The 25,818-nt window shown below is 32.5% G+C and carries 28 protein-coding genes; 14 read left to right on the forward strand and 14 right to left on the reverse strand.

What is annotated here, in order from left to right; all coding sequences use genetic code 11:
• Window positions 1–13 precede the first annotated feature (13 nt).
• The 10 genes from pheT to ACLGLP_RS00845 all read left to right on the forward strand — a co-directional run bounded on the left by pheT (window position 14) and on the right by ACLGLP_RS00845 (window position 8,847).
• Window positions 14–2,416: a phenylalanine--tRNA ligase subunit beta gene (gene pheT, locus ACLGLP_RS00800; protein ID WP_492113046.1), complete on the forward strand. Its 2,403-nt coding sequence runs from the start codon at window positions 14–16 to the stop codon at window positions 2,414–2,416.
• Entirely contained in the window at window positions 2,416–2,712 is a 297-nt protein-coding gene (locus ACLGLP_RS00805) for an HU family DNA-binding protein (protein WP_492113047.1), read from the forward strand. Before pheT ends, ACLGLP_RS00805 begins: the two co-directional genes overlap by 1 nt.
• Window positions 2,696–3,028, forward strand: a complete 333-nt coding sequence (locus tag ACLGLP_RS00810; protein ID WP_492113048.1) for a MerR family transcriptional regulator — start codon at window positions 2,696–2,698, stop codon at window positions 3,026–3,028. Before ACLGLP_RS00805 ends, ACLGLP_RS00810 begins: the two co-directional genes overlap by 17 nt.
• A 71-nt stretch (window positions 3,029–3,099) precedes the next feature.
• Window positions 3,100–3,495 (forward strand): desulfoferrodoxin, encoded by a 396-nt coding sequence (locus ACLGLP_RS00815; RefSeq protein ID WP_492113049.1) that lies wholly within the window; start codon window positions 3,100–3,102, stop codon window positions 3,493–3,495.
• Between the two features lie 15 nt (window positions 3,496–3,510).
• Window positions 3,511–3,675, forward strand: coding sequence for a rubredoxin (gene rd / locus ACLGLP_RS00820; protein ID WP_492113050.1), 165 nt, complete (start codon window positions 3,511–3,513; stop codon window positions 3,673–3,675).
• A 22-nt stretch (window positions 3,676–3,697) separates the two neighbouring features.
• Window positions 3,698–4,876 (forward strand): FprA family A-type flavoprotein, encoded by a 1,179-nt coding sequence (locus tag ACLGLP_RS00825; protein WP_492113051.1) that lies wholly within the window; start codon window positions 3,698–3,700, stop codon window positions 4,874–4,876.
• Window positions 4,877–4,897: 21 nt separating this feature from the next.
• Entirely contained in the window at window positions 4,898–5,623 is a 726-nt protein-coding gene (locus tag ACLGLP_RS00830; protein ID WP_492113052.1) for a DVU0298 family protein, read from the forward strand.
• A 41-nt stretch (window positions 5,624–5,664) separates the two neighbouring features.
• A protein-coding gene (gene prfB, locus ACLGLP_RS00835) for a peptide chain release factor 2 (RefSeq protein WP_492113713.1) occupies window positions 5,665–6,799 on the forward strand; the annotation gives its coding sequence in 2 pieces (ribosomal slippage) (window positions 5,665–5,757 and window positions 5,759–6,799; 1,134 coding nt in all).
• Between the two features lie 16 nt (window positions 6,800–6,815).
• A complete protein-coding gene (carA, locus tag ACLGLP_RS00840; protein WP_492113053.1) occupies window positions 6,816–7,949 on the forward strand; it encodes a glutamine-hydrolyzing carbamoyl-phosphate synthase small subunit in 1,134 nt (377 codons plus the stop codon).
• Window positions 7,930–8,847, forward strand: a complete 918-nt coding sequence (locus tag ACLGLP_RS00845; RefSeq protein WP_492113054.1) for a bifunctional riboflavin kinase/FAD synthetase — start codon at window positions 7,930–7,932, stop codon at window positions 8,845–8,847. The genes carA and ACLGLP_RS00845 overlap by 20 nt, the downstream gene beginning before the upstream one ends.
• Here ACLGLP_RS00845 and ACLGLP_RS00850 read toward each other — a convergent pair.
• The 10 genes from ACLGLP_RS00850 to ACLGLP_RS00895 all read right to left on the reverse strand — a co-directional run bounded on the left by ACLGLP_RS00850 (window position 8,844) and on the right by ACLGLP_RS00895 (window position 16,495).
• Window positions 8,844–9,077, reverse strand: coding sequence for a winged helix-turn-helix transcriptional regulator (locus tag ACLGLP_RS00850; RefSeq protein ID WP_492113055.1), 234 nt, complete (start codon window positions 9,075–9,077; stop codon window positions 8,844–8,846). The genes ACLGLP_RS00845 and ACLGLP_RS00850 overlap by 4 nt on opposite strands.
• A 74-nt stretch (window positions 9,078–9,151) precedes the next feature.
• On the reverse strand, window positions 9,152–9,916 hold the full coding sequence (surE, locus tag ACLGLP_RS00855; protein ID WP_492113056.1) for a 5'/3'-nucleotidase SurE: 765 nt from the start codon (window positions 9,914–9,916) through the stop codon (window positions 9,152–9,154).
• Entirely contained in the window at window positions 9,913–11,061 is a 1,149-nt protein-coding gene (gene argJ, locus ACLGLP_RS00860; RefSeq protein ID WP_492113057.1) for a bifunctional glutamate N-acetyltransferase/amino-acid acetyltransferase ArgJ, read from the reverse strand. Before argJ ends, surE begins: the two co-directional genes overlap by 4 nt.
• A 13-nt stretch (window positions 11,062–11,074) precedes the next feature.
• Window positions 11,075–11,833: a phosphate ABC transporter ATP-binding protein PstB gene (gene pstB, locus ACLGLP_RS00865; protein ID WP_492113058.1), complete on the reverse strand. Its 759-nt coding sequence runs from the start codon at window positions 11,831–11,833 to the stop codon at window positions 11,075–11,077.
• A gap of 10 nt (window positions 11,834–11,843) precedes the next feature.
• On the reverse strand, window positions 11,844–12,716 hold the full coding sequence (gene pstA / locus ACLGLP_RS00870) for a phosphate ABC transporter permease PstA (RefSeq protein WP_492113059.1): 873 nt from the start codon (window positions 12,714–12,716) through the stop codon (window positions 11,844–11,846).
• Window positions 12,707–13,642, reverse strand: coding sequence for a phosphate ABC transporter permease subunit PstC (gene pstC, locus ACLGLP_RS00875; RefSeq protein ID WP_492113060.1), 936 nt, complete (start codon window positions 13,640–13,642; stop codon window positions 12,707–12,709). Before pstC ends, pstA begins: the two co-directional genes overlap by 10 nt.
• 105 nt (window positions 13,643–13,747) lie before the next feature.
• On the reverse strand, window positions 13,748–14,776 hold the full coding sequence (pstS, locus tag ACLGLP_RS00880) for a phosphate ABC transporter substrate-binding protein PstS (RefSeq protein WP_492113061.1): 1,029 nt from the start codon (window positions 14,774–14,776) through the stop codon (window positions 13,748–13,750).
• A 26-nt stretch (window positions 14,777–14,802) separates the two neighbouring features.
• Window positions 14,803–15,756 (reverse strand): orotate phosphoribosyltransferase, encoded by a 954-nt coding sequence (gene pyrE, locus ACLGLP_RS00885; protein ID WP_492113062.1) that lies wholly within the window; start codon window positions 15,754–15,756, stop codon window positions 14,803–14,805.
• Window positions 15,753–16,046 carry a FeoA family protein gene (locus tag ACLGLP_RS00890; protein WP_492113063.1) on the reverse strand — a complete coding sequence of 98 codons (294 nt, stop codon included), beginning with the start codon at window positions 16,044–16,046 and terminating at the stop codon, window positions 15,753–15,755. The genes pyrE and ACLGLP_RS00890 overlap by 4 nt, the downstream gene beginning before the upstream one ends.
• A gap of 2 nt (window positions 16,047–16,048) precedes the next feature.
• Entirely contained in the window at window positions 16,049–16,495 is a 447-nt protein-coding gene (locus ACLGLP_RS00895; protein WP_492113064.1) for a Fur family transcriptional regulator, read from the reverse strand.
• A gap of 146 nt (window positions 16,496–16,641) precedes the next feature.
• On the opposite strand from ACLGLP_RS00895, the gene ACLGLP_RS00900 reads away from it, so the two are divergent.
• Complete coding sequence (locus ACLGLP_RS00900; protein WP_492113065.1) at window positions 16,642–16,890, forward strand: FmdB family zinc ribbon protein; 249 nt, start codon at window positions 16,642–16,644, stop codon at window positions 16,888–16,890.
• 244 nt (window positions 16,891–17,134) lie between these two features.
• On the opposite strand, the gene ACLGLP_RS00905 is transcribed toward ACLGLP_RS00900, so the two are convergent.
• Genes ACLGLP_RS00905 through ACLGLP_RS00915 form a run of 3 tightly spaced genes read right to left on the reverse strand, consistent with a single transcriptional unit; the run spans window position 17,135 to window position 19,385 of the window.
• The gene (locus ACLGLP_RS00905; protein WP_492113066.1) at window positions 17,135–17,734 is read right to left on the reverse strand and encodes a tetratricopeptide repeat protein; all 600 of its coding nucleotides are present in this window, start codon (window positions 17,732–17,734) and stop codon (window positions 17,135–17,137) included.
• Window positions 17,735–18,790: a DVU0298 family protein gene (locus ACLGLP_RS00910; RefSeq protein ID WP_492113067.1), complete on the reverse strand. Its 1,056-nt coding sequence runs from the start codon at window positions 18,788–18,790 to the stop codon at window positions 17,735–17,737.
• Entirely contained in the window at window positions 18,777–19,385 is a 609-nt protein-coding gene (locus ACLGLP_RS00915; protein ID WP_492113068.1) for a tetratricopeptide repeat protein, read from the reverse strand. Before ACLGLP_RS00915 ends, ACLGLP_RS00910 begins: the two co-directional genes overlap by 14 nt.
• Before the next feature lie 40 nt (window positions 19,386–19,425).
• On the opposite strand from ACLGLP_RS00915, the gene mltG reads away from it, so the two are divergent.
• Complete coding sequence (gene mltG / locus ACLGLP_RS00920; protein ID WP_492113069.1) at window positions 19,426–20,508, forward strand: endolytic transglycosylase MltG; 1,083 nt, start codon at window positions 19,426–19,428, stop codon at window positions 20,506–20,508.
• Here the strand turns inward: mltG and rsmA are convergent.
• Entirely contained in the window at window positions 20,444–21,199 is a 756-nt protein-coding gene (gene rsmA / locus ACLGLP_RS00925) for a 16S rRNA (adenine(1518)-N(6)/adenine(1519)-N(6))-dimethyltransferase RsmA (protein ID WP_492113070.1), read from the reverse strand. The two genes, mltG and rsmA, sit on opposite strands and share 65 nt — an antisense overlap.
• A 53-nt stretch (window positions 21,200–21,252) precedes the next feature.
• On the opposite strand from rsmA, the gene ACLGLP_RS00930 reads away from it, so the two are divergent.
• Together ACLGLP_RS00930 and ACLGLP_RS00935 are read left to right on the forward strand one after the other, a co-directional pair.
• Window positions 21,253–23,553, forward strand: a complete 2,301-nt coding sequence (locus ACLGLP_RS00930; protein ID WP_492113071.1) for a TIGR03936 family radical SAM-associated protein — start codon at window positions 21,253–21,255, stop codon at window positions 23,551–23,553.
• A gap of 177 nt (window positions 23,554–23,730) precedes the next feature.
• A complete protein-coding gene (locus tag ACLGLP_RS00935; protein ID WP_492113072.1) occupies window positions 23,731–25,809 on the forward strand; it encodes an MFS transporter in 2,079 nt (692 codons plus the stop codon).
• Window positions 25,810–25,818: the final 9 nt, after the last annotated feature.

The following is a 25,818-nucleotide window of genomic DNA, read 5'->3' on the forward strand; positions in this document are numbered from 1 at the left end:
CAGGGGAATTTAAATGAAAGTCCCTATAAGCTGGCTCTCTGAATTCATTGAATTAAAAGCGCCTCCGGAAAAAATTGCAGAAATTTTAACTATGGGAGGGGTTGAAGTAGAAGCAATAGAAAATCCCTATGAAAGCCTTGGAGAACTTATTTCTGTTAAAATTTTAGAAATTAAAAAACCAGAAGACCTTAAGGATCTTGCTCTCTGCAAAGTTACAGATGGAAAAGAAGTTTACTCAGTTCTCACTACTGCTAAAGACCAAGTTAAGCCAGGTTTAATTGTGGGACTTGCAAAACCTGGTAGTTTTATTTTCAGCGGAGAAAAAGTAGAAATAAAATCAGTTAAAGGATACAAATCCTACGGAATGTTTCTTTCTCCTTATGAAGCAGGAATAGGAGAAGAAAAGGACAAACTACTTCTTCTTCCAGAAGATTCTCTTCTTGGAGAATCCATATACAAAATTCTCAAAATTTCTGAGACCATCCTTGATCTTGCCATAACTCCAAACAGAGGAGATTTACTTTCAATTATAGGAGTAGCAAGAGAATTGCACACTCTTACTTCATGGGAACTAAAACTACCTAACTTTGAAGAATCTTTAAGATATGGAGAAAAGTTCCCTGGAGAAATAAAAATTTTAGATACAGACGGATGCTTTAGATATGCAGGAAGATATTTTAGCGGAGTAAAAGTTAAGGAAAGTCCTTTCTACATACAAAAAAGACTTTGGTTGTGCGGTCTAAGACCAATAAATAATATTGTTGACATAACAAATTATGTTCTTTTAGAATTTGGACAACCTCTTCACGCCTTTGACTGGGAAAAAATAGAAGGGAAAACGATCCTCGTGAGAAAAGCCTATCCAGGAGAAAAACTTTTTATGCTTGACGGAGTTGAAAGAGAGTTTACTGAGGAAGACCTTGTAATAGCAGATTCTAAAAAAGCAATGGTTCTTGCTGGCATTATGGGAGGAGAAGAAACCGGAGTTTCAGAAAATACAAAGGACATATTTCTCGAATCTGCCTGGTTTAATCCTAAAAGAATCAGAAAAAGTTCTCAAAGGCATAAAATAACCACAGAAAGTTCTTATAGATTTGAAAGAAATGTAGATCCTGAGGGAGTTTTATTGGGATTACTCAGAGCAAGTGAACTTATTTTAAAAATTGCCAAACCCGAAACATATTCTGAAATAGTAGATGTCTATCCTAAAGTTTTTAATCCTACTCATATCTCTCTTTTTCAACAAAAACTTACTAAAATGCTTGGGTTTTCAATTCCGGACGAGGAAGTAGAAAAGATTTTAAGCAAAGTTGGAGAGGTTAGAAAAAGTGGTTTTGGATTTCAGGTAATTCCCTTTTCCTATCGTCAAGATTTAAAAATTCCTGAGGATCTTGTAGAAGAAATTGCGAGAATTTACGGTTACGAAAAAATTCCTTTCACCTTTCCAAGAAGCGAACTTTATTGCAAAGCACCTTCAAAAAAACTACAATTTGAGAAAAAGATTAAAAACATTTTTAAGTCTTTTGGATTTTCTGAAGTAATAACCTATAGCTTTATAGATCCTAAATCATTAGAAAAACTTAATTTAGAAAAAAATGATAAAAGGCTAAAATTTATAGAACTTGCAAATCCTCTTTCTTCTTCTCAATCAATTATGAGAACCACTTTAATTCCTGGACTTATTGAAAGTGCCTGCTTTAACTTTTTTAGAGAAGTAAATTCTCTTAAGATTTTTGAAATTGGAAAGGTATTTTTCCCAACTGGAAATCTCTTAGCAGATGAGCCTCTTTGCTTAGGAATTTTACTTATGGGAAATGCTAATAAAGAGGTATGGTATGAAGAAACAAAAAAATTTGACATTTATGATCTTAAGGGTTATTTAAGCTCCCTTTTTGAAGTTTTGAGAGTAGAAGTAAAGTTTAAACCCTATTCTACAGAACCTTTTCTCAAGAGGGGGGTTTCATTTGATCTCTATCTTGAAGGAGAAAAAATAGGTTTTGCAGGGGAGATGAAAAATCTGGTTTTAAAAGAGTTTGATTTGAAAACCAATGTTTTGGTAGCAGAGATAAATTTAGAGTCTCTTTTTGAAAAATACGAATTGCTACAAGAAAAACTTACTGTTAAAAAGCCTCCGAAATATCCCTCAACAGTAAGAGATGTAACCTGCGTAATTAAAAAGGAGATAAAAATAGGAGACATTTTAGATTTTGTGAAAACTCTATCAATTCCTTATTTAGAAGATTTATCCTGTATTAGAATCTATAAAGGGCCTCCTATACCAGAAGGAGAAAAAAGTGTAACCATAAGATTTTGGTATAGAGCTCCCGATAGAACATTAAAAGATGAAGAAGTTAATCAAATACAGGAAGATGTTGCTAAAAAAATATTTGAAAGGTTTTCTGCTAAACCGAGATAATGTCAACCGTCAGCAAAAAAGATATCGTAGATAGGTTAAGTAAAAAGGTTGGACTTTCTAAAAGGGTTTTAAAAAATTTAGTTGATGAACTTTTAGAGGAAATTAAAAAAGCTTTAGAATTGTGTGAAGAGGTTAAAATTGTAAGATTTGGAAGCTTTATTCCCTACAAGACAAAAGAAAAAAAGGGTAGAAACTTAAAAACCAAAGAAGAAGTAAAAATAAAACCGTTTAAAAAGGTAGTATTTCGTATAGCTCCACAATTTAGAGCTAACCTACATAATGAAAATCAAAAATAATCAGGATGAAGGACTTTATATAAGTTTTAGCAAGGTTGTAAATCTTCTTAAAGTTAAACCTCATATTCTTCTTTACTGGGAGAAAAAAATTCCTCAGCTTAAACCCTATCGTATTTCTAACAGAAAATTTTATAAAAAAGAACAGGTTGCTCTTCTTGCCAAAGTCAAAGAACTTCTTCAAGAGGGATATTCTCTTGATGGTATTAAAAACCTTCTCAAAAAAGAAGAAATGAAAAAACTTTCCTCAGAGGAAGCTCTAAAAAGGGTTATAAAGGAAGTCTTAAGAGAACTTAAAGATATTTACGAAAAGTTGTAAAAATTTCATTGACAAAATTCAAATTTGTATTAATTTGAAAATTAAAAAAATTTTAAACAAGGAGGTAAAAGATGGCTGAGAAATTAGAGATTTATAAGTGTGAAGTATGCGGGAATATAGTTTTAGTTATGCACGGTGGGAAGGGTGTGCTTGTATGTTGCGGTCAGCCTATGAAACTGCAAGTTGCTGGTTCAGTTGATGCTGCTACTGAAAAGCATGTTCCTGTAATTGAAAAGAGGGGTAATGAATACAAAGTAAAAGTGGGAAGCACTCCTCATCCTATGAGCGAAGAGCATTATATTGAGTGGATTGAGCTTCATGCAAATGAAGACCGAGTTTACATCAAATTTTTAAAGCCTGGAGATGCACCAGAAGCCACCTTTGAAGTTGATGCTCAAAAAGTGCTTGCCAAAGAATACTGCAATCTCCACGGACTTTGGGAATCTTCCAAAGTCTGTGACCATTAAAATAGGAGGTAGGTTATGAAAAAATATAGATGTAGTGTTTGCGGTTATATTTATGATCCTAATGAAGGAGATCCAGAAAATAACATTCCTCCTGGAACACCCTTTGAAAGCTTATCAGATGATTGGGTTTGCCCTTCCTGTGGAGCACCTAAAGAGGATTCTGAGCCAGTTCTGAAATAGTTTAAAGGAATGGAGGTTAAATATGGAGGGAGTTAAGATAAAGGAAGATTTTTACTGGGTTGGAGCCATAGATTGGAATGTAAGAAATTTTCATGGATATTCAACAATAAGAGGAACAACCTACAATGCTTATTTACTAATAGATGAGAAAATCACTCTTTTTGACACGGTGAAACATGGGTTTGAAGAAGAAATACTTTTAAGAATTAAAAGCATAATCAATCCGGAAAAAATAGATTACTTAATTATAAATCACATAGAGCCAGATCATGCTGGTGGTTTTTTAAAGTTAGTAGAAATTATAAAACCAGAAAAGATTTTTATCACCAAAAGAGGAAAAGATGGATTAAAAGGTTATTTTCATAGAGACGATTTCCCCTTTGAAGAAGTTACCACAGGAAAAGAAGTGAAAGTCGGAAAAAGAACTATTAGATTTATAGAAACTCCTATGATTCACTGGCCGGACAGTATGATAAGCTATATTCCTGAAGAAAAAATACTCGTTTCTCAGGATGCCTTTGGAGCACATTATGCAACTTCCCAAAGGTTTGACGATGAGGTTGATTATTGTGCGTTAATTCAAGAAACTGCTAAATATTATGCCAACATTGTATTACCGTATTCTCCCAAAGTTCAAAACCTTTTAAAAACTATAAAGGATCTCGGTCTTGAGATAGAGCTTATTTGTCCTGATCATGGTGTAATCTGGAGAAAAAACATTAAAGAAATTATTACTCTTTATGATAAATGGAGCAATTATGTTGCTGATCCAAGAGTAGTAATAGTTTATGATACTATGTGGAAAAGCACAGAGAAAATGGCTTATGCTATTTTAGATGGAGTGGTAAAGGAAGGCTTAGAGACAAGAATTTTTAAGCTTTCTGTCTCAGATATTACAGAGGTGATGACTGAGGTAATGCTTGCAAAGGGTTTGGTGCTTGGTTCACCTACTTTAAATAATGGAATTATGCCAACAGTAGCTGGTTTTACACACTACATGAAAGGTTTAAGACCAAGAGGTAAAATAGGAGCTGCTTTTGGTTCCTATAGCTGGAGCGGAGAATCTGTAAAGATTTTAAATGAGATTTTAACTGAAATAAAAGCTGAGGTAGTTCATGAAGGTATAAAAGTAAAGTTTGCGCCTGATAATGACACATTAAAACAATGTGAGGAATTAGGAAAGACGTTGCTAAAAAAATAAAAGAAAGTTCTTAGAGAAAAGTTGTCTGTTTATTTAAAAAGAGAAGTTTGGGAAATACTTGAAAAAGAAGATATTAATAGCGTTTTAAGTTCTCTTTGTCAACTTCCTCATACCAAAATCGTAAGTCATCTCATTGCAGCTTTTTTACATCCTAAGGAAGAAATACGCTGGAAAGCTATAATCGGATTTGGATACATAGTTTCTCAAATTGCTAAAAAAGACATGGAAAAGGCAAGGATAATAATAAGGCGTCTTATATGGATGCTTAACGAAGAGTCAGGAGGTATGGCTTGGGGTGTTCCAGAAGGGTTTGCTGAAGCTTTATATAATCATACTGGACTTAAAAATGAATATCTTTCCATTTTTGTATCTTATATATGGGATCCGGGAGATGTACAAAAATATAAGGCTGACAATTATTTAGAATTTCCCCCTGCTCAAAGAGGTGTTATATGGGGACTGGGAAGACTTGCCCAAAAGTATAGAAACGAACTTTTAGAAAAGGAAGTGCATCATCATATATATAAACATCTTATTAATTCTTCAGATTTGGCAGTAAAATTTTTAAGTCTCTGGAGTTTAAACAACCTTTTTCCTTTTCCCAAAGATTTTAAAATAGATTCTGAGGAAATTCAAAAGGTGGTAGAACTTCTTTTTAAAAAGGATTTTAGCTATTTGATGTTTGACGGAAAAGAAATTTCTCAAAAGCATATTTCTCAATTAAAAGATTCTCTAAAATTTTTCTGAAAACTTTATTTTCTTCAAAAATGGATTATATTTTATCTGCTATGCAGGTAGCTTATCAAGTTTATAAAAATGTAGATTTAGAAAAATTGATAAAAACTTATGAGGAGAAATTGCAAGATTTAAGGGGGTGTCTTTGAACCCCCAAAATTAAAAAGTCAATTAATTGAAATTGAAGAAAAACTTCAAAGAGAAGTAAATTGGGATTCTCCAGAAGTAAAGAAACTACTCAAAAAAAGAGCCCAAATTTCGCAAAAATTGGCTATTTTTGAAAATCTTAATAAAAAGTTTCAAGAACTTTTAGAGTGGTATTCTCTTTATAAAGAAGAAAAAACCCAGGAGCTATTCAATACTCTTTTAGAAGAGCTCTTCTTTTTTGAAAAGAATTTTAAAACTGAGGAATCAAAGCTTTTACTTTCTGGAGAATACGATCAGTTATCTGCGATTTTAAGTATTCACGCTGGCACAGGTGGAACAGATGCACAGGACTGGGCATTAATTCTCCTTAGAATGTATGTAAAATGGGCTGAAAAAAAAGGATATCAGGTAAAAATAGTTGATATTCTTCCAGGAGAAGAAGCAGGGATAAAAAATGCAGTTCTCCTTGTGGAAGGAGAAAATGCTTATGGATATTTAAAGGGAGAAAAAGGTGTCCACAGACTTATACGAATATCTCCCTTTAACGCAAATTCAAAACGTCATACCTCCTTTGCAGGAGTTACAGTTATACCACAAATTGAAGAAGATATTGAAGTAGAAATAAAACCAGAAGATTTAAAAATTGAAACTATGAGAGCAAGTGGACACGGTGGACAACATGTTAACAAAACCGAAACCGCAGTAAGAATAACTCATATTCCAACAGGAATAGTAGTAACTTGTCAGAATGAGAGAAGTCAATATCTTAATAAAATGACCGCCCTTAAAATATTAAAATCAAAATTATATCAATTGGAAAAACAAAAACTTGAGCAAAAGAAAGAAAGTTTGATTGGAGAAAAAAAAGAAATAAGCTGGGGAAATCAGATAAGATCTTATATTTTACATCCTTACAAAGTGGTAAAAGACCATAGAACCCAATACGAAACCTATAAAGTTGAGGAAGTTCTTGATGGAGAAATTGACGAATTTATAAGAGAATACCTTTTGTGGGAGTCAAAAAATAAATTAAAAAATTAGTTTAAGATTTGAAAAAATGAAAAAAAAGAAAGCACTTGTTATGTTAGAAGATGGAACGCACTTTTGGGGATATTCTTTTACTGTAGAAGGTGAAACCTTTGGGGAAATAGTTTTTAATACAGGAATGACTGGTTATCAGGAAATACTTACCGATCCCTCTTATTATGGACAAATAGTTACGATGACCTATCCCTTAATAGGAAACTATGGGGTTAATCATGAGGATGTAGAAAGTGAAAAAATTCAGGTAGCAGGATTTATAGTAAAGGAGTATCAACCATTTTATAGCAACTGGAGAGCTGAAAAATCTTTAGGAGACTGGCTATCAGAAAACAATATAATAGGGGTTGAAGGTATAGATACAAGGGCACTTACAAGACATATCAGACTCTATGGAGCTATGAAGGGAGGTATAACTACGGAAACCCTTGATCCTAAAAAGTTTTTAGAAAAAGTTAAAGAAAGCCCTGATTATGTAGGAAGAGATCTGGTAAAATATGTAACTTGTAAAGAAACATACTACTTTGGTAAAAATGGAAAAGAGAATTTTAAAACATTTAAAGGAGAAGCTAAATATAAAATTGCTGTTATTGATTGTGGCTTAAAATTCAATCAGCTTAGGCTTTTTACTGAAAGAGATTGTGAGTGTTTAGTTTTTCCTGCCTATACAGATGCAGAAGTAATTCTTTCTCACAATCCAGATGGAATTTTTATATCAAATGGTCCAGGTGACCCTGCCCCACTAACTAAAATAGTTGAAAATGTTAAAAAGCTTCTTGGTAAAAAGCCAATTTTTGGAATTTGTTTGGGGCATCAAATTTTAGGTCAGGCTCTTGGCGCAACAACTTATAAACTCAAGTTTGGACATAGAGGAATAAATCACCCCGTATTAAATCTTTTTAACAAAAGGGTAGAAATTACCTCTCAGAATCACGGATTCTGCGTTAGAAAAGAAGAACTTCCTAAATCAGCCATAATAACACACATTAACTTAAATGATAATACTTTAGAAGGTATATTTGTTCCAGAGCTCAAAGCCATGTCTGTTCAGTATCATCCTGAAAACGCTCCAGGACCTCACGATTCCATTTATCTATTTGATAGCTTTCTCAATCTTGTGGAGGGAAAAGTTGAAAATTTATACCCCTAAGGACTTCCCACTTTCCTTTGAAACTGTAATTACTATAGGAAGCTTTGACGGAATTCACTTAGGACATAAAGTCCTTTTTGAAGAAACTATCTCTCTTGCAAAAAGTTTAAATTTAAAACCTTTAGTAGTAACCTTTAACCCCCATCCTCGCACTGTGCTTTTTCCCGAGTCCAATTTTAAACTTCTAACCACTTTGGAAGAAAAACTTTACTTATTTTCTGAATTAGAAATAAAGGATGTCGCTTTAATCCCTTTTACTAAAGCACTTTCTGATCTTTCTGCCGATCTTTTCGTGCAAGAATATATAGTAGACAAACTCAAAGCAAAGGGAGTAGTGGTGGGGTTTAACTTTAGATTTGGTAAAGGAAGAACGGGAGATATAGAATATTTAAAAGAACTGGCACAAAAATACAACTTTATATTAAAACCTATCTCCCCTGTAATTTTAGATGGTATTATAATTTCGAGCACAGTAATAAGAAATCTTATTAAAAAAGCTCAAATTGAAGAAGCTAACAAACTTCTCGGAAGACCTTATATTATTCTGGGGAAAGTGATAAAGGGAAAAGGAAGAGGAAAACATTTGGGATATCCCACAGCTAATGTAGAGGTTTCTCCTGATAAACTACTCCCGCCAGCAGGAGTTTATGCTGTGTGGGTAACCATAGATAACGAAAGATTTAAAGGGGCTTTAAATATAGGAAAAAGACCCACCTTTGAGGAAAAGGAAACCTCCATTGAGGTTCACATTTTTAATTTTAATAAAGACATCTACGGAAAAATCTTAAAAATTGAACTTGTAAAATACATAAGAGAAGAAAGAAAATTTTCATCCATAGATGAACTTAAAAATCAAATTAAGAAAGATTGTCAGTTAATTGACCAAGTTTTATATTAAAGCTTATTAGCTTTTTTCAATTCTTCTACAAATTTATCGTATACATTAACTTTTTTTCCAATTTTTTTAGGAATATTAACCCCTCTTTTTCTCAACTCATTTACAATTTTATTTACCTGAAACTTACTTATTCCAAGTTTTTCAGCAATTTCAGAAGCACTCATATTAGCATAATTTTCATATACAAATCTAACATCATCAATGGTTACTATTCTTCCCCTTTTTCTCATTATTATCAGCCCCTCCTACATTACAACTTAAATATTTTTATTAAAAAATAAACCAATTTTAACAAAATTCAAGATTAAAAGTTTATGATTAATTTGTCGCTTATTTGTCTAAGATTATTTAATGTGGAGTAATTAGTTAGGTCAAATTGAATTGGTGTAATAGTTATATATCCTTCTTTTAATGCAACAACATCTGTATCAGGGTCTTTTTCTGTATATTCTTCTGCTCCCTGCCAGTAATAGATTTTATCATGAAGATCAAGTCTTTTATCAAAAATTTCTTTCAATTTAGCAGTTGATTGTCTCACAAATTTCACCCCTTTAATTTTATAAGGATTTATATGAGGAATGTTTATATTTAAACAAAAGGGTAAATCAAGAGGTAAATCAAATACATAATTTATAAACCTACTTACAAAATTTGCTGCAAAACAATAGTCTATATCTTTATAGGCATCTATGGAAACAGCAATAGAAGAATATCCTAATATTTTTGCTTCAGTTGCTGCGGAAACAGTTCCAGAATACAAAAGATTAATTCCTACATTTGCACCTTTATTAATCCCTGAAATAACCAAATCTACAGGTCCTATAAGTTCATAAATTGCAAGTTTAACGCAATCTGCAGGGGTTCCGTTTATGGCATATCCCCAGAAAAATTTCCCCCTTTTTACCTTGGTCACTCTTAGTGGCTGGTCAATAGTAATGGCATGACCCACAGCACTTCTTTCAACTTCAGGAGCAACTATATAAATTTCATGATCTAAACTTAAAACTTCATATAAAGCACAAAGACCCTCTGCATAAATTCCGTCATCATTAGTAAGAAGTATCTTCATGTTGTATAGCGAGCATTTATTTTGATATACTCTTCTGTTAAATCATTGGTTAAAACCTCATAGCCTAGTTTCCCATGTTTAAGTTTAATACAAAGTTCAAGTTCAGGTTTTCTCATCTCTTCCCTAATTTTATCTTCATTTTTAACCTTTTTAAGATTAATAATCCAGGGTATTCCATTTAAATAAATTTCAATTTCTTCTGGATCAAATTTTATTCCTGTTTTGCCAAGAGCTGCAAATATTCTTCCCCAATTGGGGTCTTCTCCATAAAAAGCTGTTTTTACAAGTAAGGAGTTAGTAATAGAATTTGCAAGAGCTTTAGCTTCTTTTTTAGTTTTTGCACCTTTTACAACTATTTTTATAACTTTACTTGCCCCTTCCCCATCTTTTACTATAAGATATGCAAGCTCCTTAGCTACTTCTAAACAACTCTCTTTAAACCCCTTTAAATCTTCAACCTTCTTTAAGTTACTACAAAGCATATAAACTGTGTCATTTGTGCTTGTATCTCCATCTACAGTTATTCTATTAAAGCTTTGTTCTACAATTTTAGGAAGCTGTTTTCTGAGATAATCTTTAGAAATCTTTGCATCTGTTAAAATAAAAGCAAGCATGGTAGCCATATTTGGTGCTATCATTCCAGCGCCTTTTGCTATTCCAAGTATAATTATTCCTTCTTTCGTTTTTCTATAGACTACCTTTGGAAAAGTATCTGTAGTCATAATAGCTTTAGCAAATTGAATATAATTTTCAGCTGAAAGATTGGATATCAGATTATCAATATTCGGCAAAATCTTTTCAAGTGGCAATTGTTTACCTATAACCCCTGTTGAGGCGGGAAGAAGACTTTTATAAGAAATGTTTAATTTTTTGGCAATTTCTTTCAAAACAGTTAGTGCCTTTTTTATTCCTTCTTCCCCTGTGCAGGCATTAGCAACACCGCTATTAGCAACAATTCCGTGGATTTCTTCTTCTCTAATAAATCTTTTTCCTAAAATTACAGGAGCAGCTTTAACCGTATTTGTGGTAAACACACCCCAGGCAGTAAGATTTTCCGAAGAATAGATTAATCCTAAATCTAACTTATTTTTTTCTTTTATTCCACAACTAACTGCCGAAAAAAGAAAACCCTCTGGAATAAACACAGATCACCTCTTTTTAACCAAATCTTCCTGTAATATAATCTTCTGTAAGCTTTTTTTCGGGTGTGGTAAAGATTTTCTCTGTAGGTCCAACTTCTATTAATTCTCCGAGATACATAAAAGCTGTATAATCTGAAATCCTTGCTGCCTGTTGCATATTATGAGTAACTATCACGACAGTTACTTTGGTTTTAAGAGTTACTATAAGTTCTTCAATTTTTGAGGTGGATATGGGATCGAGTGCAGAGGTTGGCTCGTCAAATAAAAGCACTTTTGGTTCTACAGCAATGGCTCTTGCAATACAAAGCCTTTGTTGTTGCCCTCCAGAAAGAGAAAAGGCACTTTCTTTAAGTTTGTCTTTCACTTCATCCCATAAAGCTGCATCTTTCAAAGCTTTCTCAACTCTATCCTTAAGCTCAGAACCTTTTATACCTTTTAGCCTAAGTCCATAAGCTACATTGTCAAATATACTCATGGGAAAAGGAGTAGGTTTCTGAAAAACCATTCCTATTTTAGATCTTAAAGCAATTAAGTCTATATTTCTTTCTAAAATGTTTTTTCCCTCAAAAATTATTTCTCCTTCATATCTATTTCCTACATAGAGGTCGTGCATTCTGTTTAAGCATCTTAAAAAAGTAGTTTTACCGCAACCAGAGGGTCCTATAAGTGCCGTAATTTTATTTTTGTAGATAGTTAAATTTATATTTTTTAAAACTAGCTTTTCTCCGTAGTAAAAATTTAAATTTCTTACTTCTATCTCTACATTTTTTTCCATTTTAAAACCCTTATTTATTTTTTATTTTCCACCTAAAGGGATTAAGTGTGCCAAAATGAAGAAGAGATTTTGCAAAAAGAGAGAGGATTAAAACAAAAAGTGTCAAAAATAAAGAGGCGGCCCAAGCTTGTTTATGCCAATATTCATAAGGTCCCATAATGTAGTTAAAAATAGTTACAGTGAGAGTTGCCATTGGTTTAAAAAGATCAAAAGATAGATAAGCATTATTGAATGCTGTAAAAAGTAAAGGAGCAGTTTCTCCAGAAATTCTTGCAACCCCTAAAAGCACACCGGTTAAAATACCAACTTTAGCAGCTCTAAAAGTAATATCTTTTATAATTTGCCATCTGTAAGCTCCAAGAGCATAGGCTGCTTCCCTTAAGGTATGTGGAACAAGATCTAACATTTCGTAAGTAGTTACACTTATTACTGGAATCATAAGAAGCGCTAAAGCAAATATTCCAGAAAGAGCGTTAAATTGCTTAAAAGGCACTACCATCAAAGCATACATAACTGCTCCCATAATAATAGAGGGAGTGCTTACCATTATGTCAGTAATATTTTTTAATGCCATAAAAAATTTTGAATTTCTGCCATATTCAGCAAAATAAATCCCGGAACAAATCCCAATGGGAATACCAATTAAAGTAGCGAAGAAAGTTATAATAAAGTGTCCTATAAAGGCATGCCTTAACCCTCCTCCTTCAATTCCTGGAGGAGTAGGATCCTGTAAAAAAAGATCTAAACTAAGATACTTAAATCCATTAATAAATAAAGTCCCAAGAATCCAAAAAAGCCAAAATAAACCATAAAATGCAGCAAGCAAAGAAATAAATAACATTAAATTATTTACTAATTTTCTTTTAAAAACTCTTATTTCCATCTTTTTTGCAGGCGAAGAACCATAAGTTTTGCGAGACTAAGAATTATAAAAGAAACGACAAAAAGTATGAAAGAAAGGTAAAAAAGAGAAGAAAGGTAAAGAGGGGTATCTGCTTCTGTAAATTGATTTGCTAAAGCTACAGTTATGGTGGTAAAAGGAGAAAATAAAGATGTGGGAATTTGAGCTACATTTCCTGCTAAGAAAGTAACTGCCATGGTTTCTCCCAAGGCTCTTCCTGTTGAAAGAACAAGACCACCTGTTATCCCAGAAGCAGTATAAGGAATTACCACATCTTTTATTACTTCCCATTTTGTTGCTCCAAGACTATAAGCTGATTCTTTCATTACAGAGGGAACGAGATTAAATGAATCCTTTACCACTGAAGCCATAAAAGGAATAACCATTATTGAAAGAACCAAAGAAGTGGTTAAAACATCAATTCCCGTTGGGGTTCCAGAAAAGAGTCTACCTAACAAAGGAATAGGTAAAAATATTTTTTGTAAAAAAGGCTCTACATAAGATCTCATAAAGTTAGCAAGAATTAAAAATCCCCACATTCCGTAAATTATACTTGGAATAGCTGCCAGAAGCTCAATAGCACTTGCAATAATTCCTTTAAGCCAAGAAGGAGCAAGTTCAGTTATGAAAATTGCTATTCCTATAGCTACAGGAGCAGCAATAAGGATAGCAATAAAAGTGCTTATAAGAGTTCCTACAATCATAGTGAGACCACCAAAGGTTTCAGAAACAGGATCCCAAGTAGAAGTAGTCAAAAATTTGACTACACCAAAGTTTTTAATAGCTAAACGGGATTCATAAAAAAGTATAAGAAAAACTGTTAAAGGAAAGATAGCTCCTGAAAAAAAAGCCAAAAATCCCAAAAAATTTTTTATTATCCTTTCTAAATAATAATTTTTCTTTTCCACCTAAAACCTTAGAAAAGAAAAACAGACTTTTCCAAAAATCTGATTTTATTCTAATAATTTATGATTTTTTTTCAAGCCGAAAATTTTTTAAATTGACTGAATAATTTAATATATTTCATATTTTTTCCAGTAAAATCTGACTTTTTCTTTAATCTCTTCAGGTAAAGGAATATAGGTTAATCTTTCCGCAATTCTATCTCCGTTTTTAAAAGCCCAATCAAAAAATTTAACCACATCTTTATTAATTTCTTTATTATCTCTATGAAGAAGGATGTAAGTTGCTCCTACAATAGGCCAAGCTTTTTTTCCAGGTGTATTAGTGAACCAAGCATAAAAATGTTTAGAAGGATCAAGCTCAGCGTGAAGTATTGCTTCTTTAATATTTTTTTCCTTAGGTTCAACTACATTCCCAGAAGAATTTTTTAGCTTGACATAGGATAGCTTATTCTGGATTGCATAAGCTAATTCTACATAACCTATGGTATAAGGGGTTCTTTTTACATAGTTTGCCACTCCCTCATTACCCTTAGCCCCTATTCCTACAGGCCAGTTTACAGAAGTTCCAAATCCGATCTTCTTTTCCCAAACTTTACACACCTGACTTAAATATTTTGTAAAAATAGCAGTTGTTCCAGATGCATCAGCTCTGTATACAGGAGTTATAGAAGTAGAAGGAAGTTCAAGATCTGGATTTAAAGCTTTTATTTTGGGATCATTCCATTTGGTAATCTTTCCCATATAAATTTCACAAAGAGTTTCTCCATCAAGGGTTAAAAGGGAATTTTTTAGTTCAGGAAGATTGACCACAGGAATAACAGCACCTATAACTGTAGGAAACTGCAAAAGTTTTTTATTTTCTATTTCCTTTGGATCAAGAGGCATATCACTTGCCCCAAAATCAACAGTTTTTTCTATAACCTGTCTTATACCACCCCCAGAACCTATGGATTGATAATTAATTTTTATCCCTGAGAATTTGTAATATTCATTAGCCCAGTTTGCATAAAGAATGTATGGGAAACTTGCACCAGCTCCATTAATAAACTTTTTAGCCTCTGTTTTTTCAGAAGCTTTCTTACAACCAAAAACTGCAACTATTATTAAAAAAAGAAAAACAAATATTATTTTCTTCATTTTCTTCCTCCCAAATCTAAAATACATTATTTTTTCTTAACTTTTTCTAATATCTCACCAAAAGTAAAAAAAGCCTCAAATTCATATCCTTTTTTTTCTATATTCTCTTTTCCCCCTTCTTCTCTGTCAATGAGAGCTAAAATTTTAATTATTTCTAACCCTTCTTTTTCAAGAATTTCAGCAGCTTTAAGAACTGATCCACCTGTAGTTACTACATCTTCCACTAAAACTACATTCATCCCTTCTTTAACATTCCCCTCAACTTGTTTCTGAGTCCCATACTTTTTAGGTTCCTTTCTTATCAAAAGACCTTCTAAAGGAAGGTTATCTTCTGCAGATTTTGCCAGAATAGCACACACAATTGGATCTGCACCAATACTCATCCCTGCAACTCCGTCTACTCCAAGATATTTAATTTTCTGCCAAAATAAAGCACCTATCAGATTAAAAGAAGGAGAAAAAAGCGTTATTTTTCGACAATCAAGGTAATAGGGACTCTTTTTTCCACTTGAAAGAACAAATGGATTTTCAGCATTATACAAAAAAGCTCTATCTAAGATGTGATTCAAAAGTTCATTCTTCAAAGCAGTAATATTAATACTTATAAAACCTTTAAACAAAGGATGAGCTTCTCCAAGAAATCTATAAAGTTCCCTTTCTGCTATTTCTACAGATGGATAATTGTAAGTTATAAAGTTTTTAAAATGTTCAAAGCTTTCAGGAGAAATATAGGTGTATTTAACAGCAAATCCTTCTGGTTCTATTCTTACTACTTTTCCCTTAAGAAAAAGTTTTATTGTAGGTTGGATTCCCTCTAAAAAAAGTATTATAGGTATTTCTTCGTTTAAGGAAGGAATAATTTTACTTTCAATAAATAATCCACCATAGCTCAAATTTTTTAAAATACCTTTATAGCTTTCATTTTGCCACAAAAATTCTACGGTGTTAGAAACAGGTATTCTGGTAAATTTTCTTTTCACTTAAACCAACCCCATCTCCATCTTTTTCTTTTACAAGGTTTGCAACCACAGGGAGTTAAGGCAGTTCCTATTTCTATTAGATTTACCTCAATGTTTTTGGCTATATCTGAACTAATAATAATCCGATTATTTCCATTCTTAATTATAAGATTTCTCCCCCATTTTTGTATAACTTCAAAGATATCTCCTTTTCTCAATCCCATAGCTTCTACTTTTTTAAAAATTGTGTCGTTTCCAAGAATTTCCTTAATTTCTACTTTATCTCCACATTTTGCATCAATTAATAACATTTCTATACCCTCTCTTTTTTACAGGCTTCACATATTCCGAAAATCTCAAGATGATAGGTAAGTGGTGTGTAATTTCTACTTTTAGCTTCTTTTTGTATAAGTTCAACAAGGCTCTCATCTACTATTTCATCAACTCTTTTGCATTTAATACATATAAAGTGAAGGTGGGGAATTTTGTTTAAAGTAAGTTCATAATATGATCTTGCATCTTGTCTATAAACTTCTTGAATATACCCTGCTTCAATAAGAAGGGGAATAGTTCTATAAATTGAAGATTTAGAGACTTTGCTACCTTTCTTCTTTAACTCCGTGTAAAGTTTATCTGCATCAAAATGATTCTTAAACTTTAAAATTTCCCTTAATATTTCTTCTCTTTCTGGAGTATACTTCAATCCCTTTTTCTTTATAAAGTTTTTAAAATCTTTTATGATTTGAGACATCAATTCCATAATTCTCTCCGTTAATTGAGATTTATTTTCAAAATAAAAATTAAAATCAATTTTGTCAAGAGCAAAACCAGAAATTTTCTTCTTGAAATTTTGGATTCTGTATTTAAAATAAATTTTAAAAAATTTTTTATTAGAGGCTTTTAAAAATGCCTATATATGAGTTTAAATGTGAAGACTGTGGAAATGAATTTGAAGTATTTTTAAAAAATAAAGAAGAGGTTTCTCAAGTTAAATGTAAAAATTGTCAAAGTAAAAATATTAAAAGACTTATGAGTGTTGTCAATTCTATTATAGGAGATTCGGGAAGTTCCTCGGATAAACCAAGAATTACAGAGACCCATTCCTGCCCAACCGGAACTTGCACCCATATAGAATTACCGGGTTACAGCAAATAACTTTTTAAATTTAGAGGTTTAAATGTCTCGTTTCCTATTCTGGGTTCTCGTAATATTGTCTCCTTTATTATTTGTGCTCTTCTTTTTTCTCTTCGGAATAGCACTGGGAAGCTTTTTATTTTTCTTTTTTACTTTTCTGGGAATTTATATAGCTTTTTTTCTAATCAGATTAATGCTCTTTTATTTTAGAAAAGGAAAAAAGTCGGTTTATAAAGTAAGAATCAAGAGAATTTATTGAAATTCATCAAAAATCGTTATTCAACTCTTTAAGTGCCTTTTCTACAATATCAGCAAGTTCCCCAGCTCCCAATCCTTTATAAATCTTTAGGGCTATTTCATAAGCTTCCTTAGCTGTATTAATTTCATTTTTATGCCGATATACATCCCCTATCCCAACCATTGCCCTTGCAGCTCTATGAGCATCTCTGTACTTTTCTGCTATTTCGAGAATTCTGTATAAGTAGGGAAGCATTTTGTCATATTTTTTTAATTCTCTATAAATGCGCACAATTTTTTCTGCAATGATTGCAGTACTAATTTCATCTTCAAAATCTTCACAAATATCTAAGCAGGCTTTATAAGCCCTGAGAGCTTTCTCAAAGTTTTCCCTCATACTATAAAGATCTCCAAGAAAATCAAGTATGTTGGCTATTTCTTTGTAGGAATTGTTTTCTTGAAATATTTCAAGAGCTTTTTCAAGAAACTCAATAGTATCAAGAATACGACCTTCTTTCCAGCATTTATAACCTTTTATGCAAAGTTCATAAGCAGGTTTTAGACTCTCTGGAACTCCTGCAAGATTAAAAATAGATTCCTTTTCTCTTTCAAGAAGAGTTTTATCCATTTAAGACTCCATTTGTAAACTTTTTATTAAGTCTTTAAGACTTACTTTTTCAAAGGAAAAGGTTTTATAATTGAAAAAATCAAACTGCTTTTCAGGATTGATTTTTGTCAAATAAGAAAGTATTTCTTTAGAATTTAAATTTTCAAAAATTTTTAGAATAAGTCCCTGTATTTCAGGAGAGCTATTTTCAATATAATTTAAAAGTTTTAAGTAGCTGTGTTTTTTAAGTGCCTGAGGATTTCTTTCAGAAATTCTGTAAAGTCCGTAGAGCACATAAGGACGATATTCTGGATAATTCATAAAGGCTAAAAGATTTCTTATAAAGATAGAATATCTTTCCTCTGTATTTCTTATAATTTCTCCAACTGCTTCCAAAGCTCCCCAGGCAGAAGCTGCTGAATCTGCAGAGGCATAAATTAATCTTTTTAAAAGCTCAAGCACCTTTTCTGGATATACACCTGCAAGAACCTGAGCTACCTTTCCAAGAGCTACTATGGCTTTTTTCCTAAAAACTATGTCGGGATGATAAAGTAATTTTTGAAAAACATTTAAATTTAAAGGCTCAGCAATATGATAGGCAATCAACAATGAAATTTCCTCTTTTTGTATCAAAGCTTCTAATTCTTGCTTACTTAGTTTTCTTTTTTCAACTTTTGGAAATTCTTCTTTTTTAACTTTTCTATCTAACAAATTCCTCAGTTTTGAAGATTTCAATTCTCTTATTTCATCAGCAAGCTTTATAAAACAAAGAACTCCTCTTTTTTTCTCCGAAGAAGAAACTATAGAATGAGAGGCAAGATCATAGTTTTCAATCCAGATTTCCTTATAATCTTCTCCATATTCTAAATCCCAAGCTAAATCCCAATCTCCTGCGCAGGCTATAAGAAGTGCTTCAACAAAGGCAGTTCCTCTGTTGTATCCAGTAACATCGCATACATACACACTTCCACACTCACAAATCCCTGCTTCTAAATCAGAAAAACCAATAGGTAAATAGGTAGGTCTTGCTATAACCCTTCCACAAAAAGGACAGGTAGGTGAGTTAAAGTTCTTCATTTAATTTTCTCTCAAATTCCGGGTTTACAGGATATCCCATTTCTTTTGCCAAATTCAAATTTTTTTTAGCCGATTCTTTATCTTTTAAATAATAATAGGCTACAGCAAGATTATTATAAATGACAGACATCTCAGGTGCATAGGTTTTAGCCTTTTCTAACGCTTCTATAGCTTCTTTAAATAACCCTTTTTCAATTAAAACGGTTGAAAGATTTACCCAAGCATCTGCAAAGGTTTCGTCTATTTCAAGAGCTTTTCTATAGCACTTTTCAGCTTCATCAAGATTCCCCAATTCAAATTCTACTAAACCAAGATTATTCCATGCTTCAATAGATTTTGGATAATACTTAAGAGTAAAAGTAAAGGCTTTTTTTGCCTCTTCAAGTTCTCCTTCCTGTGCAAATAAAATCCCCAAATTTACCATAGCTTCAAAATGAAACGGGTCAAGTTTAAGAACTTTTTTTAGGGTTTCTTTTGCCTCTTGAATTTTTCCTAAATTAAAGTAAGCTATAGCAAGCCTATGCTGAGCAAAAACAGAATGAGGATTTTCCATGGCTTCTTTTTCTAACTTTATAAGAATTTCTTCTGTTATCATATCTAACCTCCTAAAAGTTAAGTAAAAGATACCATTAATTATGAAGTTCTCAAGATATAAAAAAATAAAAGTTGTGGGCTACCTATTTATAATCTTTAGTATTTTTGTGATAACTCTAACTGTGTTTTATTATTTTGAAAGTAAACCCCCTTTATTAAAAAACGCAAATCTTGAACCCGTAATAGTAGAGATAGAAAAGGGAGACAGTATATTTAGGATTGCTAAAAAATTAAAGGAAAGAGGGCTTATAAAGAGTGAGCTCATTTTTATACTTAAAGCTTTTAAAACCGGAGCTTATAACAAAATTAAAGCAGGAGAATATGCTTTTTATCCCTATCAGAGTATAGAAGAAATTCTTACTTATCTTAAAGAAGGAAAAGTTTATCTTCATAAAATTACAATTCCAGAAGGGACAACTCTTTGGCAGATAGCAGATATTTTAGAAAAAAACAAAATTTGTAAGAGTGAATCTTTTCTGTCTCTTGCTGAAAATTCTAAAGTAGCTGAAAGTTTTGGTCTTCCAGGTCCAACTTTAGAAGGTTATTTGTATCCAGATACTTACTTTTTTCATAAAAATACACCCCCAGAAGTTGTCATTAAAACTATGGTAGAAAATTTTTGGAAACACTGGAAAAAATTTGAAAAAATTGCAGAAAAACAAAAAATGCCTCTTAAAAAAGTTATAACTTTGGCTTCTATAGTAGAAAAAGAAGCGTTTTATTCTGAGGAAAAACCTGTTATTGCAGCTGTTTATTTAAATAGACTCAAAAAAAGAATGCCTCTTCAAGCTGATCCAACTATAAATTATGCTTTAAAAGATTTTAGAAGACTTACCTATAAGGATTACTATTTAGTGAAAAGTCCCTACAATACTTATTTAAATTCTGGACTTCCTCCAACTCCTATATGTAACCCCGGAGAGGAAAGCATAAGAGCAGTTCTATTTCCTGCTAAAGTGCCTTATCTTTATTTTGTTGCTAAAGGTGACGGTTCGCATTACTTTTCAAAAACCTATAAAGAACATTTAGAAATGATTAAAAAGATTAGAAACAATGAATTCAATCAGAATTCAAATTCTTCCTTAATTTCTGAAAAACATAGTAAAGAGATAGAAAATCTTTAAGTTCCAGAGCTTCTACTCTTTTTTCCCCTAAAATCCCGGCTTCTTTTAAAAGGGTTTCCTCTATTTTATGTTTAAGCATTTTTCTTTTTTGAGAAAAAAGCTTGATTAAAAATTCTTTATATTCTTTGAGATCTTTTATTTCTTCAAAATTTTTTCTTTCCAGTTTTATAAAAGCAGAAACCACCTTTGGTGGAGGAATAAAAAATCTTGCAGGAACACTCATTAAGTATTTGACTTCGTAAAAGGTTTTTACAAAAATGGAAAGCCAGGATTTTCCATCAATAAGCCTTTCTGCAACCTCCTTTTGAACCATATAAAAAGCATAAGGGATAAGATCCTTTTGCATAACCGTATTTTCTATAATAAGACTTGCAACATTATAGGGAAGATTCCCTATTAACTTTAACTCCTTTTCTCCTAAGGATGAAAAATCAAACTTTGTAGCATCTGCCTTAATAAAAACTACCCTTTCATCTTTTATAGTCTTTTTTAAATGCTCTATCATTTCAGAATCTATTTCAATAAGATATAGTTTTTTTAGTGGAGTATTCAAAAGTACTTTAGTAAGATTTCCTGTTCCTGGTCCGATTTCTACCACCACTTCTTGTGGTTTTATTTCAGCAAGCTCTACCAATTTTTGTAAAACACCTGAACTTATAAGTAAATGTTGGGCAAATCTTTTTTTTAGCATAAATTAAATTTTACTCCTCAAAAAATAATTCGTATATTAAAATTTAAAAAATAATGTATCAAGATTATCCAGATGAATTATTAATTTGTGTCAAAAAACCTTCAAGATATTTAGGTAAGGAGCCTTTTTTTCCTTATAAAGACTGGAATAAGACAAAAATTAAGGTCTGCCTCTGCTATCCAGATCTTTACGAAGTTGGAAGATCTCACCTGGGAATTAACATTCTTGCAGGAATAATTAATGAAGTACCTAACTATATTTGTGATCTTGCGTATGCAGTTTCTCCAGATATGGAAATAGAGCTAAAAAGAAGAAAAATTCCGCTTTTAAGTTGTAACTATAAAAAACCTTTAAAAGAATTTGATGTTGTTGGCTTAAGTTATGCTTATGAACTTCTGGTAACAGGAATTTTCCAAATTCTTGAGCTTTCAAAGATTCCTATAAAAGCTGAAGAAAGGAAAGAATCTGATCCTGTAATTTTGGGAGGTGGACCTTGTTGTGGTAATCCAGAACCTCTTTTTAATATTTTTGATGCCGTAATAATAGGAGATGGAGAGGAAGTAATTATTGAGGTTCTTAAAAAAATTGAAGAATGGAAAAAAGAAAAACTTAGCAAAGAAACCCTCTGGGAAATCCTTAAAAATATTGAAGGGATTTACGTTCCTCTTTTTAAAAATAAGACAAAAAGAAGAATTTATCTTTTTAAAAGAGAAACTCCTCTCTTAAGTTCTATTCCTGTAATTCCTCTTTCTCATGATAGGGTATCTCTTGAAATTTCAAGAGGTTGCACAAGATCGTGTCGTTTTTGTGAAGCAGGATTTTACTATCGCCCAGTAAGAGAAAAAACACCCGAAGAATTGGTTGCTGAGGTTAAAAAAGCTTTTGAACTTACAGGTTATAGAGAGGCTTCTTTAATGAGCCTTTCTGCTGGTGATTATTCTTCGCTTGAAAAACTGATTGACCTTCTTGAAAAAGAATTTTACTCTTCAGCTCAAAAAGAATATGTCTTCTCCCTGCCCTCTTTGAGAGTTGGAAGTTTAACCCCAAAAATCCTTAACTTTCTTAAAAAAGGTAAAACCTCAACGATTACCCTTGCAATTGAGGCAGCTTCAGAAAGGTTGAGAAGGGTTATTAATAAAAAAGTAGAAATAGAAGCTCTTTTTAAAGATTTAGAACTTGCTCAAAAGTTTAACTTTAGAAGAATAAAACTTTATTTCATGTTAGGTCTTCCCACAGAAAAAGAAGAAGATTTAAAAGAATTAGTTAAGTTTTACCGAGAATTAAAAAGAACTTTCAAAACTCTTGATATAACCATTTCTGCATCAATCTTTGTTCCCAAACCACATACACCCTTTCAGTGGGAAAGACAAATAACTGTTGAAGAAGCCTTTGAAAAAATAAAATACATTAAAAAAGAACTTGGCAAAAACTTTAAATACCATCAGCCTGAGCAGAGTTTTCTTGAAGGTGTTATAGCAAGAAGTGGAAGGGAAATCTTTAAATATCTGGAAAATGTTTTTAAAAAAGGGGCTCGTCTTGATTCGTGGAGAGAATATTTCAATTTTTCTTTGTGGGAAATTGCAGCCTCTGAACTTGAAATAGATTTAAAAGAATACTTAAGAGAAAGAAAGTTAGAAGAAAGTCTTCCCTGGGAACATATTGATCTTGGAGTGAAAAAAGAATTTCTTTTAAAAGAGAGAGAAAGAGCTTATCAAGAGCTTTATACTCAAGATTGCAGATGGAATGATTGTGTAAAATGCGGGGTTTGCAAGGGTGAGATTAAAAATTATTTGAGTAAAAATTTTAACGAAAAATTTGAAGTAAAAACCTCAGTAGATACTGCAGAAATAGATAAGCCTTTAGAAGAGTTTTGGTATGAAATTTATTACGATAAAGTTGGTCCATCTAAATTTTTATCTCAGTTAGAAATCTTAAGACTGATTGAACTTATTTTGAGGAGAAAAAAAATACCTATTTCTTATACTCAAGGGTTTAATCCAAGACCAAGGTTTGTATGCGCTGAAGCCCCTCCTGTAGGAATTGAAGTTGAAGGAGAATTTCTTGCAATTGCCTTAAAAGAAAAAATCTCTGAAGAAGCTTTAAAAGGTTTAAAAATTTACGAAGGATTATATTTTAAAGATGCAAGGTTTACAGGAAAAATTAAACCTTCCTCACCAAAAAGAGAGGTTGTTTATGTACTTTATCCTCTTAATAAAAAAGCTTCCCGAGAAAAACCTTACATTATAAGCTTTTCAGATAAAAGCGTTTCAATTATGAAGTTCCTAAAAGAAAATCTAAAGATAGAAGAACCTCTTAAACATTATCGTATAATCAAAACCTATAAAGAGCTTTAAAAACTTCTATTGTGAAATTTTTCTCTTATCTATTTTAAGTTAAAAAAAATATGTTATCTAAAATAGAGTATCAAAATATAAAAAGGAGGAGGTGAAATGGGAAATGCTTATCTAAAGATTGTGAAAAAAATTTCTAATAAGTATTAAATGGTTTTAAATTAAGTTAGGAGGTGGGGTATGAAAGAAGAGAGAGTTCAATTTAAAGAGGTTGTACCAGTTGCCATTGTGGCCTGGGCAGGTGCTTTACTTGAATGGGTAGATTTTTATGTGTATGCTATTTTAGCCAAACTTCTTGCAGATGTCTTTTTTCCTTCCAAGGATCCTCTTGCAGGGCTTTTAGCTTCCTTTGGGGCTCTGGCAGTTGGTTTTCTATTTCGTCCTCTTGGAGCTCTTCTCTTTGGAAAAATTGGTGATCAGTATGGGCGAAAAATTGCCTTTTTAACAGCTATTTCGATGATGCTAATTGGAACCCTAGGAATTGCCCTGCTTCCAGGCTATGCTTCTCTTGGAATTATAGCTTCACTTGGAGTTTTTATTCTGAGAATTATTCAGGGATTAGCCTTAGGTGGAGGTTTTGGAGCAGCTGTTACTTATCTTGGAGAATTTACCCCTGATCATTGTAGAGGTTTCATTACTGGCTTTCTCTTTACCACTGCAGCTCTTGGAATGGGAATTGCTGCTAATCTGGTTGCTTTTCTTCAAGGATATTTTGGGGAGGAAGCTTTTAAAGCCTTTGGCTGGAGATGGACTTTTGTTATTGCAGGTTCTGTGGTCTTTATCGTTGCCCTTATTATTCATCTTCTCTATAGGGAAACTCCCGTTTTTACAGCTTTAAAACAAATCAGAAGAGTTACCAGTGCCCCTGTTAAAGAGCTTTTTACAAATAAGCATTATTTCTGGCTCTTTTTGCTTGCTTGGATTGGCGTAATTGGTGCTCACGGTCCTGTCTTTTACAATAACCAGCTCTATGTAAAATATTATCTTAAAGACCTTGGAGTTCCTGATAAACTAACCAATCAGCTTCTTGCCTATGCAACCTATGCTGCTATGTGGACCTATATTTTCTTCGGATGGCTTTCAGATAAAATTGGAAGACGCCCCATTCTTATTGCAGGTATCTATCTCAATGCTTTAATCTTCCCCATTACCTATGCCCTTATGAAAAACTATGTAAATCCAGTAGATACAAATATGATTTTCCTTTTGATTTATGCAGGAACCTTTATGAATGGAGTTGCTTATAGTGGGGCTATGCCTGCCTTTCTCCTTGAGCTCTTCCCTGCCAAAATCAGAACCACTGCCATTGGTTTTACCTATAACATGGGTTATGGTGTATTCGGTGGACTTACTCCCTTTGTAATTACCTTGCTCTATAAGTGGACAGGAAATCACTATTTGGCCGTAATAATTTGGACAACCATTGTGCCCATGATCATGGGCCTTCTTTATATTTTCAAAGGATGGGAAACCAAGGGGGAAAGACTCTGGGAAGAGCTTTCTGCTGGAAAGTTTGTTCAAAAAGCTCTTATTTTGCCTGCTAACATGAGTATTGGTGAAGCGATGAAAGAAATGCAAAAAGAGGGACACCGCGTTGCTATAGTTGCTGAAAACGGAAAATATGTTGGTATTGTAGAAGAAAGATCACTCCTTAAAGCCCTTGTTGCTGGACATACTATAAATACTCCACTAAAAGATGTTAAGCTTGATGTTGACGCAGTTCTTGACTCAGCAAGAATTATTGATGCCATAGTACTAATCCAACAAAGTGGAGTTAAAGGTATTGCTGTGGTAGACAAAAATGAAAAAATCTTAGGCTATATAGATCCTCGTTATGTCTTTAATGAAGTGGCACTTATCACTGCAGGAGTTAAAAAGCCTTTTACCGAGCGTGTTAAGGTTGAAGAGTTTATGAACCGTGCAATTACTGTTAATGACAATGTGGCAGTTATTGAGGTTGCCAAACTTATAAGTGAGAAAGACATAGGATTTTTACCTGTCGTAAGTGCTGAAACAGGAAAACTTGTGGGAGTTATTTCGGAAAAAGATTTGATGAGTGTTCTCTGCTGTGACATATCCAATAAAGACAAGCCTATAAAAGAGTTTATCATCAAAGATGTTATTACCGTTTCACCTGAAAGCACCTTAAAAGAGGTTTTGGAAAAGTTTATTCACCATAAGATCAGACATCTTCCCGTTGTTAGAGATGGTAGAGTTATTGGGGTAGTTTCTATTAAAGATGTTTTGAAACTCATTTAAAAATGAACA

The organism is Caldimicrobium sp. SLHALR3, from assembly GCF_058692735.1.

What these genes read in the sequence shown, in the direction of transcription:
- ACLGLP_RS00905 (WP_492113066.1), bottom strand. Translation starts at nt 17,734, where the DNA reads ATGGATAAAACTCTTCTTGAAAGAGAAAAGGAATCTATTTTTAATCTT.
- rsmA (WP_492113070.1), bottom strand. Translation starts at nt 21,199, where the DNA reads ATGCTAAAAAAAAGATTTGCCCAACATTTACTTATAAGTTCAGGTGTT.
- pstS (WP_492113061.1), bottom strand. Translation starts at nt 14,776, where the DNA reads ATGAAGAAAATAATATTTGTTTTTCTTTTTTTAATAATAGTTGCAGTT.
- ACLGLP_RS00810 (WP_492113048.1), top strand. Translation starts at nt 2,696, where the DNA reads ATGAAAATCAAAAATAATCAGGATGAAGGACTTTATATAAGTTTTAGC.
- ACLGLP_RS00930 (WP_492113071.1), top strand. Translation starts at nt 21,253, where the DNA reads ATGTATCAAGATTATCCAGATGAATTATTAATTTGTGTCAAAAAACCT.
- carA (WP_492113053.1), top strand. Translation starts at nt 6,816, where the DNA reads ATGAAAAAAAAGAAAGCACTTGTTATGTTAGAAGATGGAACGCACTTT.
- ACLGLP_RS00895 (WP_492113064.1), bottom strand. Translation starts at nt 16,495, where the DNA reads ATGGAATTGATGTCTCAAATCATAAAAGATTTTAAAAACTTTATAAAG.
- ACLGLP_RS00935 (WP_492113072.1), top strand. Translation starts at nt 23,731, where the DNA reads ATGAAAGAAGAGAGAGTTCAATTTAAAGAGGTTGTACCAGTTGCCATT.
- ACLGLP_RS00900 (WP_492113065.1), top strand. Translation starts at nt 16,642, where the DNA reads ATGCCTATATATGAGTTTAAATGTGAAGACTGTGGAAATGAATTTGAA.
- ACLGLP_RS00815 (WP_492113049.1), top strand. Translation starts at nt 3,100, where the DNA reads ATGGCTGAGAAATTAGAGATTTATAAGTGTGAAGTATGCGGGAATATA.
- pstB (WP_492113058.1), bottom strand. Translation starts at nt 11,833, where the DNA reads ATGGAAAAAAATGTAGAGATAGAAGTAAGAAATTTAAATTTTTACTAC.
- surE (WP_492113056.1), bottom strand. Translation starts at nt 9,916, where the DNA reads ATGAAGATACTTCTTACTAATGATGACGGAATTTATGCAGAGGGTCTT.
- ACLGLP_RS00825 (WP_492113051.1), top strand. Translation starts at nt 3,698, where the DNA reads ATGGAGGGAGTTAAGATAAAGGAAGATTTTTACTGGGTTGGAGCCATA.
- ACLGLP_RS00890 (WP_492113063.1), bottom strand. Translation starts at nt 16,046, where the DNA reads ATGTTATTAATTGATGCAAAATGTGGAGATAAAGTAGAAATTAAGGAA.
- ACLGLP_RS00850 (WP_492113055.1), bottom strand. Translation starts at nt 9,077, where the DNA reads ATGAGAAAAAGGGGAAGAATAGTAACCATTGATGATGTTAGATTTGTA.
- pstA (WP_492113059.1), bottom strand. Translation starts at nt 12,716, where the DNA reads ATGGAAATAAGAGTTTTTAAAAGAAAATTAGTAAATAATTTAATGTTA.
- ACLGLP_RS00805 (WP_492113047.1), top strand. Translation starts at nt 2,416, where the DNA reads ATGTCAACCGTCAGCAAAAAAGATATCGTAGATAGGTTAAGTAAAAAG.
- ACLGLP_RS00915 (WP_492113068.1), bottom strand. Translation starts at nt 19,385, where the DNA reads ATGATAACAGAAGAAATTCTTATAAAGTTAGAAAAAGAAGCCATGGAA.
- ACLGLP_RS00910 (WP_492113067.1), bottom strand. Translation starts at nt 18,790, where the DNA reads ATGAAGAACTTTAACTCACCTACCTGTCCTTTTTGTGGAAGGGTTATA.
- mltG (WP_492113069.1), top strand. Translation starts at nt 19,426, where the DNA reads ATGAAGTTCTCAAGATATAAAAAAATAAAAGTTGTGGGCTACCTATTT.
- rd (WP_492113050.1), top strand. Translation starts at nt 3,511, where the DNA reads ATGAAAAAATATAGATGTAGTGTTTGCGGTTATATTTATGATCCTAAT.
- pheT (WP_492113046.1), top strand. Translation starts at nt 14, where the DNA reads ATGAAAGTCCCTATAAGCTGGCTCTCTGAATTCATTGAATTAAAAGCG.